Annotated in this window: 15 protein-coding genes; 6 read left to right on the plus strand and 9 right to left on the minus strand. The window is 67.4% G+C overall.

Annotated elements, in window-relative coordinates; all coding sequences use genetic code 11:
- Positions 1-123: 123 nt before the first annotated feature.
- The 6 genes from hemA to FIV02_RS05370 all read left to right on the plus strand — a co-directional run bounded on the left by hemA (position 124) and on the right by FIV02_RS05370 (position 5,690).
- The gene (gene hemA / locus FIV02_RS05345) at positions 124-1,404 is read left to right on the plus strand and encodes a glutamyl-tRNA reductase (RefSeq protein ID WP_152488014.1); all 1,281 of its coding nucleotides are present in this window, start codon (positions 124-126) and stop codon (positions 1,402-1,404) included.
- Complete coding sequence (prfA, locus tag FIV02_RS05350; protein WP_134677755.1) at positions 1,401-2,483, plus strand: peptide chain release factor 1; 1,083 nt, start codon at positions 1,401-1,403, stop codon at positions 2,481-2,483. The genes hemA and prfA overlap by 4 nt, the downstream gene beginning before the upstream one ends.
- A gap of 224 nt (positions 2,484-2,707) precedes the next feature.
- Positions 2,708-3,541: a peptide chain release factor N(5)-glutamine methyltransferase gene (gene prmC, locus FIV02_RS05355; RefSeq protein ID WP_152488015.1), complete on the plus strand. Its 834-nt coding sequence runs from the start codon at positions 2,708-2,710 to the stop codon at positions 3,539-3,541.
- A 4-nt stretch (positions 3,542-3,545) separates the two neighbouring features.
- Complete coding sequence (locus FIV02_RS05360) at positions 3,546-4,298, plus strand: molybdopterin-synthase adenylyltransferase MoeB (protein ID WP_047587909.1); 753 nt, start codon at positions 3,546-3,548, stop codon at positions 4,296-4,298.
- Entirely contained in the window at positions 4,288-5,079 is a 792-nt protein-coding gene (gene murI / locus FIV02_RS05365; RefSeq protein ID WP_152488016.1) for a glutamate racemase, read from the plus strand. The genes FIV02_RS05360 and murI overlap by 11 nt, the downstream gene beginning before the upstream one ends.
- A gap of 95 nt (positions 5,080-5,174) precedes the next feature.
- Positions 5,175-5,690, plus strand: coding sequence for an acyloxyacyl hydrolase (locus FIV02_RS05370; protein WP_152488017.1), 516 nt, complete (start codon positions 5,175-5,177; stop codon positions 5,688-5,690).
- 61 nt (positions 5,691-5,751) lie between these two features.
- Here FIV02_RS05370 and FIV02_RS05375 read toward each other — a convergent pair whose 3' ends face one another.
- Genes FIV02_RS05375 through FIV02_RS05415 form a run of 9 tightly spaced genes read right to left on the minus strand, consistent with a single transcriptional unit; the run spans position 5,752 to position 14,155 of the window.
- Positions 5,752-6,282: a DUF2878 domain-containing protein gene (locus tag FIV02_RS05375; RefSeq protein ID WP_152488018.1), complete on the minus strand. Its 531-nt coding sequence runs from the start codon at positions 6,280-6,282 to the stop codon at positions 5,752-5,754.
- A gap of 40 nt (positions 6,283-6,322) precedes the next feature.
- The gene (locus tag FIV02_RS05380) at positions 6,323-7,615 is read right to left on the minus strand and encodes a cyclopropane-fatty-acyl-phospholipid synthase family protein (RefSeq protein ID WP_152488019.1); all 1,293 of its coding nucleotides are present in this window, start codon (positions 7,613-7,615) and stop codon (positions 6,323-6,325) included.
- Positions 7,602-8,402 (minus strand): DUF1365 domain-containing protein, encoded by an 801-nt coding sequence (locus tag FIV02_RS05385; RefSeq protein WP_152488020.1) that lies wholly within the window; start codon positions 8,400-8,402, stop codon positions 7,602-7,604. The genes FIV02_RS05380 and FIV02_RS05385 overlap by 14 nt, the downstream gene beginning before the upstream one ends.
- Positions 8,402-9,649: an NAD(P)/FAD-dependent oxidoreductase gene (locus tag FIV02_RS05390; RefSeq protein WP_152488021.1), complete on the minus strand. Its 1,248-nt coding sequence runs from the start codon at positions 9,647-9,649 to the stop codon at positions 8,402-8,404. Before FIV02_RS05390 ends, FIV02_RS05385 begins: the two co-directional genes overlap by 1 nt.
- Entirely contained in the window at positions 9,646-10,404 is a 759-nt protein-coding gene (locus FIV02_RS05395) for an SDR family oxidoreductase (protein ID WP_152488022.1), read from the minus strand. The genes FIV02_RS05390 and FIV02_RS05395 overlap by 4 nt, the downstream gene beginning before the upstream one ends.
- Entirely contained in the window at positions 10,401-10,823 is a 423-nt protein-coding gene (locus FIV02_RS05400) for a nuclear transport factor 2 family protein (protein WP_047584516.1), read from the minus strand. Before FIV02_RS05400 ends, FIV02_RS05395 begins: the two co-directional genes overlap by 4 nt.
- The gene (gene phrB, locus FIV02_RS05405) at positions 10,820-12,256 is read right to left on the minus strand and encodes a deoxyribodipyrimidine photo-lyase (protein WP_152488023.1); all 1,437 of its coding nucleotides are present in this window, start codon (positions 12,254-12,256) and stop codon (positions 10,820-10,822) included. The genes FIV02_RS05400 and phrB overlap by 4 nt, the downstream gene beginning before the upstream one ends.
- Complete coding sequence (locus tag FIV02_RS05410) at positions 12,244-13,200, minus strand: MerR family transcriptional regulator (protein ID WP_152488024.1); 957 nt, start codon at positions 13,198-13,200, stop codon at positions 12,244-12,246. Before FIV02_RS05410 ends, phrB begins: the two co-directional genes overlap by 13 nt.
- A 4-nt stretch (positions 13,201-13,204) precedes the next feature.
- A complete protein-coding gene (locus tag FIV02_RS05415) occupies positions 13,205-14,155 on the minus strand; it encodes a DUF523 and DUF1722 domain-containing protein (RefSeq protein WP_152488025.1) in 951 nt (316 codons plus the stop codon).
- Positions 14,156-14,210: the final 55 nt, after the last annotated feature.

Consider the following 14,210-nt stretch of genomic DNA (forward strand, 5'->3'; position numbering starts at 1 on the left):
GCAAGCCCACTGGCCAGGACGATGCGGCGAACTGTCTATTGGGACAATAGGTCGCGGTAGTTGTTCTCTCGGGGGCGAAGTAGGACAATTGCCGGCTTCCGTATTGCCCCTCAGCGACTCTGCATGGCCTTCATCGCCCTCGGTATCAACCACAAGACCGCCTCGGTAGAGGTGCGTGAGCGCGTTGCTTTCACCCCGGAGCAACTGGTCGAGGCATTGCAGCAGCTGTGCCGGCTGACGCCCAGCCGCGAGGCGGCGATCCTCTCGACCTGCAACCGCAGCGAGCTGTACCTGGAGCAGGATCAGTTGAGCAGCGACGAAGTGCTGCAATGGCTGGCCAGCTATCACCGCCTGAGCATCGACGAATTGCGAGCCTGCGCCTACGTGCACAGTGACGACGCCGCCGTGCGTCACATGATGCGCGTGGCCTGCGGGCTGGACTCGATGGTCCTCGGCGAGCCGCAGATCCTCGGCCAGCTCAAGTCCGCCTATGCCGTGGCCCGCGAGGCCGGCACCGTCGGGCCGTTGCTGGGGCGTCTGTTCCAGGCCACCTTCAGCACCGCCAAGACCGTGCGCACCGACACCGCCATCGGCGAGAATCCGGTTTCCGTGGCCTTCGCGGCGGTCAGCCTGGCCAAGCAGATCTTCGCCGACCTGCACCGCAGCCAGGCGCTGCTGATCGGGGCCGGCGAGACCATCAGCCTGGTGGCGCGGCACCTGTACGACCAGGGCATCAAGCGCATCGTCGTCGCCAACCGCACGCTGGAGCGTGCCAGCCAGCTGGCCGAGCAGTTCGGCGCCCATGCGGTGCTGCTCTCGGACATCCCCGACGAGCTGGCGCACAGCGACATCGTCATCAGTTCCACGGCCAGCCAGCTGCCGATCCTCGGCAAGGGCGCCGTGGAGAGTGCGCTGAAGAAGCGCAAGCACAAGCCGATCTTCATGGTCGACATCGCCGTGCCGCGCGATATCGAGCCGCAGGTGGGCGAGCTGGATGACGTCTACCTCTATACCGTCGATGACCTGCACGAGGTCATCGAGGAAAACCTCAAGAGCCGTCAGGGCGCGGCGCAGGCGGCCGAGGAGCTGGTCGCCGCCGGTACCGACGATTTCATGCAGCGCCTGCGCGAGCTGGCCGCGGTGGATGTGCTCAAGGCCTACCGCCAGCAGGCCGAACGCCTGCGCGACGAGGAGCTGGCCAAGGCCCAGCGCATGCTGGTCAACGGCAGCAATCCCGAAGACGTGCTGGCGCAACTGGCGCGCGGCCTGACCAACAAGCTGCTGCACGCGCCCAGCGTGCGCATGAAGAAACTTACCGCCGAGGGGCGCATCGACGCGCTCAGCCTGGCCCAGGAATTGTTCGCCCTCGACGAGCGCGCGCCGCAGGACAAAGGTCTGCAATGAAAGCTTCACTGTTGAACAAGCTGGACAACCTCAGCGATCGTTTCGAGGAACTCACGGCGCTGCTCGGCGACGCCGAGGTGATCGCCAAGCAGAGCCAGTTTCGGGCGTACTCCAAGGAATATGCCGAGATCGAGCCGGTAATCGCCACCTTCCGCGAGCTGCGCAAGGTGCAGGCCGACCTCGAAGGTGCCCAGGCGCTGCTCAAGGACAGCGACCCGGACCTGCGCGAGATGGCCGAGGAGGAAGTCGCCCAGGCCCGTGAGGCGCTGGTCGAGCTGGAGGACCGCCTGCAGCGCATGCTGCTGCCGAAGGACCCCAACGACGGGCGCAACGTCTATCTGGAAATCCGCGCCGGCACCGGTGGCGACGAGGCGGCGATCTTCTCCGGCGACCTGTTCCGCATGTATTCGCGTTATGCCGAGAAGCAGGGCTGGCGGGTCGAGGTGCTGTCGGCCAACGAGGGCGAGCACGGCGGCTTCAAGGAAGTGATCGCCCGCGTCGAGGGTGACAACGTCTACGCCAAGCTCAAGTTCGAGTCCGGTGCGCACCGCGTGCAGCGCGTGCCGGAGACCGAATCCCAGGGCCGTATCCACACCTCCGCCTGCACCGTGGCGGTGTTGCCGGAGCCGGATGAGCAGGCCGCCATCGAGATCAACCCGGCCGACCTGCGCGTCGATACCTACCGCAGCTCCGGCGCGGGTGGCCAGCACGTCAACACCACCGACTCGGCGATCCGCATTACCCACATCCCCACCGGCACGGTGGTGGAGTGCCAGGAAGAACGTTCGCAGCACAAGAACCGCGCCAAGGCCATGGCCTGGCTGGCGGCCAAGCTGCAGGACCAGCAGGACGCCGCCGCGCACAAGGAAATGTCCGACACACGCAAGCTGCTGGTCGGCTCCGGCGACCGCTCCGAGCGCATTCGCACCTACAACTTCCCGCAGGGGCGGGTGACCGACCACCGCATCAACCTGACCCTGTATTCGCTCAACGAAGTGATTGCCGGCAGCGTGGAGGCGGTGATCGAGCCGTTGCTGGCCGAGTACCAGGCCGACCAGCTGGCGGCGCTGGGCGACTAGGGCCGCGACGAGCCGCGAGCTGAATTCGCCGGACCGCCGGATGCAATCCGGAACGCATGGATGAACCCCCAGGGTGGATGAGGTTTTTTATCCACCCTTCCACGCGGTGGGTCGAGCAGGCGTGACAGGCGCCCCGATCCATCCAGGAGAGAACCGCAAGGCACACGCCGCCGCCGAGTGCGGGTCATCTTGTCGCTTGAAGCTTGCCGCTCGAGGCTTAACGCATGTCCACCATCGAATCCCTGCTCAACACCGCCGAGCTGCCTGACTCGCCCACGCCACGGCTGGACGCCGAGCTGCTGCTGGCCGCCGCACTGGGCAAGCCGCGCAGCTATCTGCGTACCTGGCCGGAGCGCGAGCTGGACGCCGAACAGCTGGGCCTGTTCCGGAGTCACCTGCAGCGCCGTCGCCAGGGTGAGCCGGTGGCCTACATCCTCGGCCATCAGGGCTTCTGGAGCCTGGACCTGGAGGTCGCGCCGCATACCCTGATTCCGCGCCCGGACACCGAGCTGCTGGTGGAGAGCGCGCTCGCGCTGCTGCCGGCCACGCCACTGGCGGCGCTGGATCTCGGCACCGGCACCGGCGCCATTGCCCTGGCCCTGGCCAGCGAGCGGCCGGGCTGGCAGGTCACCGGTGTCGATCGCGTCGAGGACGCCGTGGCCCTGGCCGAGCGCAACCGTCAGCGTCTGCAACTGGACAACGTCCGCTTCCTGCACAGCCACTGGTTCTCCGCCCTGGCCAGGCAGCGCTTCGGGCTGATCCTGAGCAACCCACCCTATATCCGCGCCGACGACCGCCACCTGAATCAGGGCGACGTGCGCTTCGAACCGAGCAGTGCGCTGGTGGCCGGGGCCGACGGGCTGGACGATATTCGTGCGATCATCCAGGCCGCGCCGCAGTACCTGCTGGCCGGTGGCTGGCTGTTGCTGGAGCACGGCTTCGACCAGGCCGAGGCCGTGCGTGAACTGCTCGCCACGGCGGGGTTCAGCGAGGCACACAGCCGACGTGACCTGGGCGGGCACGAGCGCATCAGTTTGGGACGTTTCGACCATGAGTGATCAGATGCTGAGCGATGATGAGCTGCTGCGTTACAGCCGGCAGATTCTGCTGAAACAGATCGACGTGGAGGGGCAGCTGCGCCTCAAGCAGGGCCGTGTGCTGATCGTCGGCATGGGCGGGCTGGGCTCGCCCGTGGCCCTGTACCTGGCTGCTGCCGGCGTCGGCGAGTTGCACCTGGCCGACTTCGACACGGTGGACCTGACCAACCTGCAGCGGCAGATCGCCCACGACACCGCCAGCATCGGCCAGGCCAAGGTGGATTCGGCCATGGCGCGGCTGGCGGCGATCAACCCGCAGGTCAGCCTGGTGCCGCACCGTCAGGCGCTGGATGCCGATTCGCTGGCGGCTGCGGTGCAGGCTGTCGACCTGGTGCTGGATTGCTCGGACAACTTCTCCACCCGCGAGGCGGTCAACGTCGCCTGCGTGGCGGCGGGCAAGCCGCTGGTCTCCGGCGCGGCGATTCGCCTGGAGGGCCAGCTGTCGGTGTTCGACCCGCGTAACGTGGCCAGCCCGTGCTACCACTGTCTCTACGGGCATGGCAGCGAAGCCGAGCTGACCTGCAGCGAGGCCGGGGTGGTGGGCCCGCTGGTCGGGCTGGTGGGCAGCCTGCAGGCGCTGGAGGCGCTCAAGCTGCTGGCGGGATTCGGCGAGCCGCTGGTGGGGCGTCTGTTGTTGATCGACGCGCTGGGCACGCGCTTTCGTGAGCTGCGGGTCAAGCGCGATCCCGCTTGCGGTGTCTGTGGCGATGCCCAGTAACGCGCCGATCGGGGTATTCGACTCGGGCGTCGGCGGCCTGTCCGTGCTGCGCGAGATTCGCCAGCTGCTGCCGAACGAGTCGCTGCTGTACGTTGCTGACAGCGGCCATGTGCCCTATGGCGAGAAGAGCCCGGAGTACATTCGCGAGCGCTGCGTGCGGATCACCGAGCACCTGCTGGCGCAGGGTGCCAAGGCGCTGGTGCTGGCCTGCAACACTGCCACTGCCGCTGCCGCCGCTGACCTGCGCGAGCGTTATCCGCAGTTGCCCATCGTCGGCATGGAGCCTGCGGTAAAGCCTGCCGCGGCGGCGACCCGCAGCGGAGTGGTCGGCGTGCTGGCGACCACCGGTACGCTGAAGAGCGCCAGGTTCGCCGCGCTGCTCGACCGTTTTGCCGGCGATGTGCGGGTGGTCACGCAGCCCTGTCCGGGGCTGGTCGAATGCATCGAAGCGGGCGCGTTGCAGGCAGCGGCCACGCGCGAGCTGCTGCAGCGTTACGTGGCGCCCCTGCTGGACGAAGGCTGCGACACGCTGATCCTCGGCTGCACCCACTACCCCTTCCTGCGGCCGCTGCTGACGACACTGCTGCCGCCCTCAGTGACGCTGATCGATACCGGGGCCGCGGTGGCGCGCCAGCTGCAGCGGCTGCTGCTTCAGCATGACCTGGCAGCGACCGAAACGGCGCAGCCGAGCCGTTACTGGAGCAGTGGCGATACCGCGCAACTCTCCCGGGTCTTGCCGATTTTGCTTGATGAAACGGCCGAGATCCTTTCCTTGCAGTGAATGTGAATTTTTCGCCTCTTGCCTCCCTTCATGTCGATTAGTTCTATATTTTTGTAACGAGCCTGATGAACTCTCGCTACTTAAAGGAATGACTCATGAAGAAGTTGTACGCCTTAGCTGCAAGCGCGGCGCTGTCGTTGGGAATGATGGGGGCTGCACAGGCAGCGGATGTCACCGCCGCCATCGGCCAGAGTGGGGATTCGACCATGGTGTACCGCCTGGGTGCACAGTGGGACTGGGACAAGAGCTGGCTCGAGAGCAGCGTTGGCCGCCTGACCGGCTACTGGGACCTGGGTTATACCTACTGGAATGGCGACGACACGGCGAGCAACCACAGCCTGTCCTTCGCGCCGGTATTCGTCTACGAGTTCGCCGGGCAGAGCGTGCGTCCCTACATCGAAGCGGGTATCGGCGTGGCCGCCTTTTCCAGCACCGAGCTGGAGAGCAACGAGCTGGGCTCCTCCTTCCAGTTCGAGGACCGCATCGGCGTCGGCCTGCGTTTCTCCGGCCAGGAGATCGGCCTGCGTGCGCTGCACTACTCCAACGCCGGCCTCAAGCAGCCGAACGATGGTGCCGAAGCCTACACCCTGCATTACCGCATGAGCTTCTGAGCCTGCGCTGCAGACGAAAAGGCCGGGCAGATGCCCGGCCTTTTCGTGTCAGGGGGAACCGCTAGGGTGCGCTGCGCCGGCTGCGCAGCTGTTGTTCGTATTGCGCCCGATACAGTCGGGCGAAACCATGCAACACCGGCATCACGACGGCCCAGGTCAGTGCCAGGATGACCAATGTCGGCCAGGTGCCCAGCGGCAGCGTGACCCCCGCGAGCCGGGCGCCGGCGTAGTACGACAGGGGCGCGGCCAGCGCGCCGAGCAGGCTGCCGCGCCACCAGGGCTGGGCGGTCCAGGCCAGGCAGTGGTTGAGGGTGCTGGCCAGCAACAGCCACAGCAGCGCCAGCCACAGCGGAATCAACTGGCGTGGCTCGCCGAAATCGAAGACGCCGAGGTTGAGCAGGAAGCTGTCCAGCGCACTGCCTGCGAGGAACACGCTGAGCAGCAGTTTGCCTTCGGCGGCCCAGTTGCTGACCCAGAGCAGATGCACCGCGATGATCGCGGCCACGGCCAGCAGCCAGAAGCTGTCGCCGGCGAACACGCAGACCAGCCAGCCGAGCTGGAACAGAAGGGCATTGGCAAGCAGGCGGGGCATCGGCGGGTTCCTGGGGAGCGTTCGGGCCGGGCAGTCTAGGTCAGTTGTTCGTCCAGGCCAACGTCGAGGGTTGCACGTACTGCGGCAGCGGCCGGGCGCCGGGCTTGGCCAGCAGCAGTTGTGCGGTGCCGATGGTGCGCTCGAGAAAGCCGCCCTCGCAGTAGCACAGGTAGAACTCCCACAGGCGGTAGAAGTAGTCGTCGTAGCCCAGTTGCTCCAGGCGCTGGCGTGCCTGGCTCAGGTTCTCGCGCCACAGGCGCAGGGTGCGCGCATAGTGCAGGCCGAAGTCCTCCATGTGGTGCAGGTTGAGGTCGGTATGGCGGCTGATCACTTCCAGCATCTTGTGCATCGACGGCAGGGCACCGCCGGGGAAGATGTAGCGCTGGATGAAGTCCACCGACTGGCGGGCCTGCTCATAGCGCTGGTCGCGAATGGTGATGGCCTGCAGCAGCATCAGCCCCTCGGGCTTGAGCAGGCGCGCGCATTGCTCGAAGTAGGTGGGCAGGAAACGATGACCGACGGCTTCGATCATCTCGATCGAGACCAGCTTGTCGTACTGGCCCACGAGGTCGCGGTAGTCCTCCAGCAGCAGGGTGATGCGATCCTCCAGGCCCTGCTCGCGGATGCGTCGTTCGGTGTAGGCGTACTGCTCGCGCGACAGGGTGGTGGTGGTCACCCTGCAGCCATACTGGCTGGCGGCATAGATGGCCATGCTGCCCCAGCCGGTGCCGATCTCCAGCAGGTGGTCGGACGGTTGCAGCGCGAGCTTCTCGCAGATGCGCTGCAGCTTGTTGAGCTGCGCCTGCTGCAGGCTGTCGTCACCGCGCAGGAACATCGCTGCGGAGTACATCATGGTCGGGTCGAGAAACTGCTCGAACAGGTCGTTGCCCAGGTCGTAGTGCGCCGCGATGTTGCGCCGCGAGCCCTGCCGGGTGTTGCGATTGAGCCAGTGCAGGCCCTGGATCAGCGGTCGTCCCAGGCGTGCCAGGCCGCTTTCCATGGCGTCGAGGACGTCGAGGTTGGCGACGAAGATGCGCACCACCGCGGTGAGGTCCGGGGTGCTCCAGTAGCCATGGATGTAAGCCTCGCCGGCGCCGATCGAGCCATTGCCGGCGACCAGGCCCCAGACTGCCGGATCGTTGACCCGGATCTCGGCTCGTTGGCTGCTCTGCGGCGTACCGAAGTGCAGCACCTCGCTGCCCTCATGAACCAGCAGCAGGCCGTGTCGCAGGTTGGCCAGCTGGCGCAGTACGGCACGCCGCAGCAGACCGGCACCGATGCCGTTGCCGCTGCGGACCAGGCTTCTGCTGGCGATCAGGCTAGAGCTTTTCATGGGGCATGTCCTTCACTTGGGGGCGGGCGACGCGGAAGCGGCCTTCCGCAGGCGTGTGGTCGAAAATCGGCATGCGCTTGAGCAACAGGCGCAGCGCCTGCCAGTAGATGGCGGCGAGGGTCTTGCCGGTCATCCAGGGGAAACCCAGCAGGTAGCGGTGCAGGCTGGCGCGGTCGAGGGCCTGGCGGTGCAGGCTGAGGCTGGCGTCGAACAGCTTGCGCTCGCCTTGCCAGTCGGCCATGTGCAGGCCGAGGCGTTCACGGACCGGGCTGAAGCTCATGCGGTATTCCAGGTCGCGCGGCAGGAAGGGCGAGACATGGAAGGCCTTGGCCACGCGGATGCGCTGGTGGCCGTCGGCGCTGGCCGGTACCACGTAGTGATAGCGCTCGCGCCAGGGGGTGTTGCTGACCTCGCAGAGAATCGCCAGCAGGCGATCGTCGCCGTCATGGCAGTAGAAGAGGCTGACCGGATTGAAGGCCAGGCCCCAGCTGCGCGGTTGCGTCAGCACGCAGATGCGCCCCTGCGGGCGAACGCCCAGCGCCTCCTGCACCAGGTTGCGCACCGCTTCGTGCAGGGCCATGCCCTGGCGGGTGAACGCGGGCAGGTAGTCGCGCTCGCGGAAGGCGAAGGGCGCGCAGCGGCCCGAGCCGGCCAGCGGCGAGAGGGCGAACAGCTGCGCCTGCTCGTCCAGGTCGAGGTACAGCAGGCCCATGCGGTAGCGGAAGGCATGGGCGCGCGGGGCGAAGCGGCGATGCTGCACCCAGCCACTGTACAGGGCGCTGTGCATCACAGCGTCTCTCCGAAGGCGCGGGCCACGCGCAGTGCACTGACCACGGCGTCCTCGTGGAAGCCATTGGCCCAGTAGGCGCCGCAGAAGTAGCTGTGCTGCGCGCCCTGCAGCTCCTGCCAGCGGGCCTGGGCGGCGGTGCCGGCCAGGCTGTACTGCGGGTGGGCATAGCGGAAGCGCGCGAGGATCTTGCCCGGATCGATGGCGGCGCTCTGGTTGAGGCTGACGCAGAAGGTGGTCGCGCTGTCGATACCCTGCAGGATGTTCATGTTGTAGGTCACGGCGGCCGGCTGGTCGCTCGGCCCGCCCAGGCGATAGTTCCAGCTGGCCCAGGCCAGCGGGCGCTCGGGCAGCAGGCGGGTGTCGGTGTGCAGGACCACGTCGTTGCTGGCGTAGGGCAGGGCGCCGAGGATATCCCGTTCCGCCGTGCTGGCCTGGTCGAGCAGGGCCAGGGCCTGGTCGCTGTGGCAGGCGAACACCACCTTGTCGAAGCGCTCCTCGCCGGCCGCGCTGTGCAGGGTCACGCCGTTGTCGTCGCGCACCACCCGGCTGACCGGGCAGTTGAGGCGGATGCGTTCGGCGAAGCTGGCGGTCAACGGCGCCACGTAGCTGCGCGAGCCTCCCTCGATCACCTGCCAGGTCGGGCGTTCGCTGACCGAGAGTAGGCCGTGGTTCTTGCAGAAGCGCACGAAGAACTGCAGCGGGAAACCGAGCGTGTCGGCCAGCGACATCGACCAGATCGCCGAGCCCATGGGCACGATGTAGTGCTCGATGAAGCGCCGCCCGTAGCCGTTGCGTTGCAGGTACTCGCCGAGCGTGGTGTCGGCGTCGATACGGTCGCTGGCGAGGTCGTCCAGCGACTGCCGATTGAAGCGCAGGATGTCGCGCAGCATGCCCCAGAACGCCGGCGACCACAGGTTGCTGCGCTGGGCGAACAGGCTGTTGAGGTCGTGACCGTTGTATTCCACGCCGCTGCTCGGGTCGCTGACCGAGAAGCTCATCTCGGTAGGCTTGAACGCCACACCGACCTGCCCGAGCAGGCGAATGAAATTGGGGTAGGTCCAGTCGTTGAAGACGATGAAGCCGGTGTCGATGGCATAGCGACGACCTTCCACCTGCACGTCGACGGTGTGGGTGTGGCCACCGATCCAGTCGCCGGCCTCGAACACCTGGATGTCGTGCTTGCGGTTGAGCAGGTAGGCACAGGTCAGCCCGGCGATGCCGCTGCCGACGATGGCGATCTTCATGGGGTGTCCTCGTTGCGTGCCAGGCGGCGACCGATGGCCAGCTGCAGGCTGCTGGGCAGGCTGCCGAGCAGTCGCAGTGCGGCGATGAAGGGGCTGGGAAAGGCGATCTCGTGCGGGCGTCGCTGCAGGCGCGCGGCGATGTGCCGGGCGGCGCGTTCGACCGGCCAGCGCATGGGCATGGGGAAGTCGTTCTGCTGCGTCAGCGGGGTGTCGACGAAGCCCGGGCTGACCAGGGTGACATCGATGCCTTCCGCCGCCAGATCGACACGCAGGCTCTGCAGCAGGTAGCGCAGCGCCGCCTTGGATGCGCCATAGGCCTCCGAGCGTGGCAGTGCCAGGTAGGTGACCGAGCTGCCGACGCCGACCAGGTGCGGGCGGTGGCCCTGGCGCAGCAGTGGCAGCGCCGCCTCGATGCAGTGGCTGGCGGAGAACAGGTTGGCGCTGACCACGCGTTCGATCATCGCCGCCTCGAACTGGCGCGCGTCGATGTACTCGCAGGTGCCGGCATTGAGAATCGCGCAATCCAGTGCGCCCCAGTGCCGGGCGATGGCTGCGCCGATGGCGCGCACCTGCCCGGCGTCGGTCAGATCGCCAGGAAGCACCAGTACCTGCTCCTCACTGTAGCGCGCCGCCAATGCCTGCAATGGCGCCTGGCTGCGGGCGCTCAGCGCCAGGCGATGGCCGCCGCGCAACAGCTCCTCGGCCAGGGCGGCGCCGATACCGCTGCTCGCCCCGGTCAGCCAGATGCGGTTCATGCCAGCCTCCGTTTCAACCAGGCGATCACGCCACCGAGCAGCGGCAGGTGTTCGTAGAGCAGGGCGCCGGCATCGAAGTAGTCGCGGTGCCGATACACGCGTTCGCGCCAGAGCAGGTGCGAGCAGCCCGCCACCGCGATCTCCTCGCCGCCGCGCAGGCGTGGGTGGCGATAGCGCATGGTCCAGCGCAGATAGCCCTCGCCGTCGGCGACCTGATCGAAACCGTGGAATTCGAAGTGCAGTGCGTCGACGTTGGCATACAGCTCGGCGAAGTAGCGGCGCACGGCACCGAGGCCCTGTACCTCGTGCAGCGGGTCCTGGAATCGCACGTCGTCGCTGTACAGCTCGTCCAGTTGGTCGAGGTTGTCCTTGTCCAGCGCGGCGAAGCGCTCGGCGAAACCACGCAGGAACTCGCTCATGCCGGCACTTCCCGCGCATTGAGGTCCTTGAAGGCGCTCAGCGCACGTTCACGCGAGCGCGACAGGTCGACGATCGGCCGTGGGTAGCCGGAGGGGGCGAACAGCCCCCCGAGCGCCGCCGGGTCATGGATGTCGCGCTTGTTCAGCGAGGCCAGCTCCGGCAGCCAGTGGCGAATGAAATGACCGTCGGGGTCGAACTTCTGCGACTGGCTGATGGGGTTGAAGATGCGGAAGTACGGCGCGGCGTCGGTCCCGGTGGAGGCACTCCACTGCCAGCCGCCGTTGTTCGCGGCGAGGTCACCGTCGATCAGCTGGCGCATGAAGAAGCGCTCGCCCTCGCGCCAGTCGATCAGCAGGTTCTTGGTGAGGAACATGGCCACGACCATGCGCAGGCGGTTGTGCATCCAGCCGGTCGCCTGTAACTGGCGCATGGCGGCATCGATGAGCGGCAGGCCGGTGCGCCCTTCCTGCCAGGCGGCCAGCTCCTGCGGGGCGTCACGCCAGCGTAGGGCCTCGGTTTCCAGGCGGAAGGCGCGATGGCGCGAGACGCGCGGGTAGCCGACCAGGATGTGCTTGTAGAACTCGCGCCAGAGCAGCTCGTTGATCCAGGTGACGGCGCCGGGGTTGCCGCTGTCGAACTCGCCCTGGTTGGTGGACAGGGCGGCATGCAGGCACTGGCGTGGCGACAGCACGCCGGCGGCCAGGTAGGCCGACAACTGGCTGGTGCCGGGCTGGGCCGGGAAGTCGCGCTGGCGATCGTAGTCGCTCACCTGTTCATCGGCGAAGCGCTGCAGGCGTTGCTGGGCCGCGTCTTCGCCGGCCGGCCACAGCTCGCGCAGGCTGGCGCCGGGCGTGGTGAAACCGGCGACCGCGCCGGGAATCGGGTCGCTGGCGATGGTCAGTGGCGCCTGCGGCCTGAGTGGCGCGATGCAGGCGGGCAGGGCGCTGTGCAGGCGCTCGTAGCAGACCTTGCGGAACTGGCTGTAGACCTGGAAGTAGCCGCCGGAGCGGGTCAGCACGCTGCCGGGCCGGAAGAACAGCTGGTCGAGATGGCTGTGCCAGGCGATGTCCTGCTGCCTGAGGTAGGCGGCGACCTGCTGGTCGCGCAGGCTCTCGTTGACGCCGTATTCCTCGTTGACGTGGACGGCCTGGATGCCGTGTGTGCGGCAGACCTCGGCGAGCTGGGTGGGGGCGTCGCTCCAGTCCGCGCAGTGGCGTATCAGCAGCGGCACGTTGAGCCTGGCCAGCGCGCGCTGCAGCTCGGCCAGGTTGCGCAGCCAGAAGTCCACCTTGCACGGCGCGTCGTCGTGGCGCTGCCACTGCTGCGGAGTGATCAGGTACAGGGCGATGGTCGGGCCACTCAGCATGGCCTCGCTGAGGGCGGTGTTGTCCTGGGTGCGCAGGTCAGTGCGCAACCACATCAGTCGTTGCATGGGGTTACCTCGTGCATGCCGAGCAGGCCGTGGCGCAGCAGCCAGGCGTGGGCGGCCAGCGGATCACTGGCCGACTGCAGTTCGCTCAGGGCGTCGCGATGGATGTGAGTGGCGGGGCCGGCGATCAGCAGCGGCACCGGACATTGTTCGGCCAGGCGTGGCAGCTGGCGGCGCACCTGCACGCCGTCCAGGGCCTGCTCGGCGTACAGCAGCAGCGCGCGAGGGGCGATATGCTCGAGCGCGGTGAGCAGTTCGTTGTACGGCAGCGGCCAGTCGAAGATTTCCACCGGGCAGTCGCTGGCGCTGGCCAGCCAGGCGCACAGCCACAGGCCCGGCTCCATGGGCGCCTCGCCCAGGTTGACCAGCAGCAGCGGGGCGCCGCCGACCTGGCGGTTGCTGTGATAGATGCGGGTGGCCAGCTTGCTGCGCAGCCAGGAGAGAAAGAACACCTGCTCGGCGCGGGCGCAGAACTGGCCCTGCCAGCGCTGGCGTAGGTCGCCGAGCAGTGGCCAGAGCAGCTGTCCTGCCAGGGTGCTGACCGGGTACAGCGCCAGCGCGGCGTTGAAGCGTTCGTCCAGGCGCCGTTCGTTGAACTCGGCGATGCAGCCCAGCAGCTCGCCGCGCTGGCGCGACCAGTTGTCGTTGCCGGCGGCCTGGGGCTGCTGGCCGTGGTCGAGCAGAGCCTTGACCTGCCCCACTGCAACGCCGCGTGCCAGCCAGGCGAGGATGGCATGGATGCGTTCGAGATTGGCCGGCGAGTAGAGGCGATGACCCTTGGGCGTGCGGTAGGGCACGATCAGCCCGTAGCGCCGCTCCCAGGCACGCAGGGTCACGGCATTGACGCCGGTGCTGCGCGCCACTTCGCGAATCGGCAGGTAGCCCTCGTCGAGTGCCTGGCGATAGTCCTGGCCGCTGTCTGCAGCTGCGCTGCGTTCGTGGCTCATGGTGCTACAACGCGTTGCGCAGGCTGAGTGGCTCGGGGTGCGGCTGCAGGTAGGCCTGCTCGGCGATGTAGCGGTCCGGATGGCGGCGGAAGTGATGCTTGAGCAGCGTCAGCGGCACCACCAGGGGCACGATGCCGTCGCGGTACTGGCCGATCAGCTGCTGCATTTCCTGCTTCTCGTCGGCGCTCAGGGCGCGCTTGAGGTAGCCGCTCAGGTGCTGCAGGACGTTGCTGTGGGTGCCACGGGTGGCGCATTTTTTCAGTGCGCTCATCAGCTCGCTGAAGTACTGCGGCGCCAGGTCGGCGAGGTCATAGTCGGCGAGCCGGCCGAGCAGGCGGCCGAGCGACTTGTAGCGCATGGGGTCGGTGGCCATGAGCAGGTATTTGTAGCGCGAGTGGAAGGCGATCAGGGCGCGCCGTGTCAGGCCCTGTTGCAGCAGGCGCTGCCATTCGGCATGGGCGTAGACGCGGGTGATGAAGTTCTCGCGCAGTACCGGGTCGTTGAGGCGCCCGTCTTCCTCCACCGGCAGGTCCGGGTGGCGTGCGCAGAACGCGGCGGCAAAGATGCCACGTCCCGGTTCGCTGGGGCGCCCGCCCTCCTGGTACACCTTGACCCGCTCCAGGCCGCAGGACGGCGACTGCTGCATGAAGATGTAACCGCTGATGCCCTGCAGTTCGCTGGCCATCCGCTCGGCGTAGGCCGCCAGGGCGTCGGTGACGTCACGTGAACGCTCGACCGTGCCGACGGCACGCGGTGCCTGCGGATCGCCGACCAGGCGGATCGGCTCGCGCGGAATCGGCATGCCGATGCCGACCTCCGGGCACACCGGGATGAAATCGAAGTGCTCGGTCAGGCTGCGGCTGCACAGGCGTGAAAGCTTGTGGCCGCCGTTGTAGCGGACCTCGGCCCCCAGCAGGCAGGCGCTTATCCCCAGCTTGGCTTTGCTCGCGTGCATGACCAGACCTCCAAGATCTTGTACACAAGGCTGTCCGTGTACAATTTCTGTTTAT

This window comes from Pseudomonas sp. THAF187a (genome assembly GCF_009363395.1).
Lineage (GTDB): Bacteria > Pseudomonadota > Gammaproteobacteria > Pseudomonadales > Pseudomonadaceae > Aquipseudomonas > Aquipseudomonas khazarica.

What these genes read in the sequence shown, in the direction of transcription:
- hemA (WP_152488014.1), top strand. Translation starts at nt 124, where the DNA reads ATGGCCTTCATCGCCCTCGGTATCAACCACAAGACCGCCTCGGTAGAG.
- prfA (WP_134677755.1), top strand. Translation starts at nt 1,401, where the DNA reads ATGAAAGCTTCACTGTTGAACAAGCTGGACAACCTCAGCGATCGTTTC.
- prmC (WP_152488015.1), top strand. Translation starts at nt 2,708, where the DNA reads ATGTCCACCATCGAATCCCTGCTCAACACCGCCGAGCTGCCTGACTCG.
- FIV02_RS05360 (WP_047587909.1), top strand. Translation starts at nt 3,546, where the DNA reads ATGCTGAGCGATGATGAGCTGCTGCGTTACAGCCGGCAGATTCTGCTG.
- murI (WP_152488016.1), top strand. Translation starts at nt 4,288, where the DNA reads ATGCCCAGTAACGCGCCGATCGGGGTATTCGACTCGGGCGTCGGCGGC.
- FIV02_RS05370 (WP_152488017.1), top strand. Translation starts at nt 5,175, where the DNA reads ATGAAGAAGTTGTACGCCTTAGCTGCAAGCGCGGCGCTGTCGTTGGGA.
- FIV02_RS05375 (WP_152488018.1), bottom strand. Translation starts at nt 6,282, where the DNA reads ATGCCCCGCCTGCTTGCCAATGCCCTTCTGTTCCAGCTCGGCTGGCTG.
- FIV02_RS05380 (WP_152488019.1), bottom strand. Translation starts at nt 7,615, where the DNA reads ATGAAAAGCTCTAGCCTGATCGCCAGCAGAAGCCTGGTCCGCAGCGGC.
- FIV02_RS05385 (WP_152488020.1), bottom strand. Translation starts at nt 8,402, where the DNA reads ATGCACAGCGCCCTGTACAGTGGCTGGGTGCAGCATCGCCGCTTCGCC.
- FIV02_RS05390 (WP_152488021.1), bottom strand. Translation starts at nt 9,649, where the DNA reads ATGAAGATCGCCATCGTCGGCAGCGGCATCGCCGGGCTGACCTGTGCC.
- FIV02_RS05395 (WP_152488022.1), bottom strand. Translation starts at nt 10,404, where the DNA reads ATGAACCGCATCTGGCTGACCGGGGCGAGCAGCGGTATCGGCGCCGCC.
- FIV02_RS05400 (WP_047584516.1), bottom strand. Translation starts at nt 10,823, where the DNA reads ATGAGCGAGTTCCTGCGTGGTTTCGCCGAGCGCTTCGCCGCGCTGGAC.
- phrB (WP_152488023.1), bottom strand. Translation starts at nt 12,256, where the DNA reads ATGCAACGACTGATGTGGTTGCGCACTGACCTGCGCACCCAGGACAAC.
- FIV02_RS05410 (WP_152488024.1), bottom strand. Translation starts at nt 13,200, where the DNA reads ATGAGCCACGAACGCAGCGCAGCTGCAGACAGCGGCCAGGACTATCGC.
- FIV02_RS05415 (WP_152488025.1), bottom strand. Translation starts at nt 14,155, where the DNA reads ATGCACGCGAGCAAAGCCAAGCTGGGGATAAGCGCCTGCCTGCTGGGG.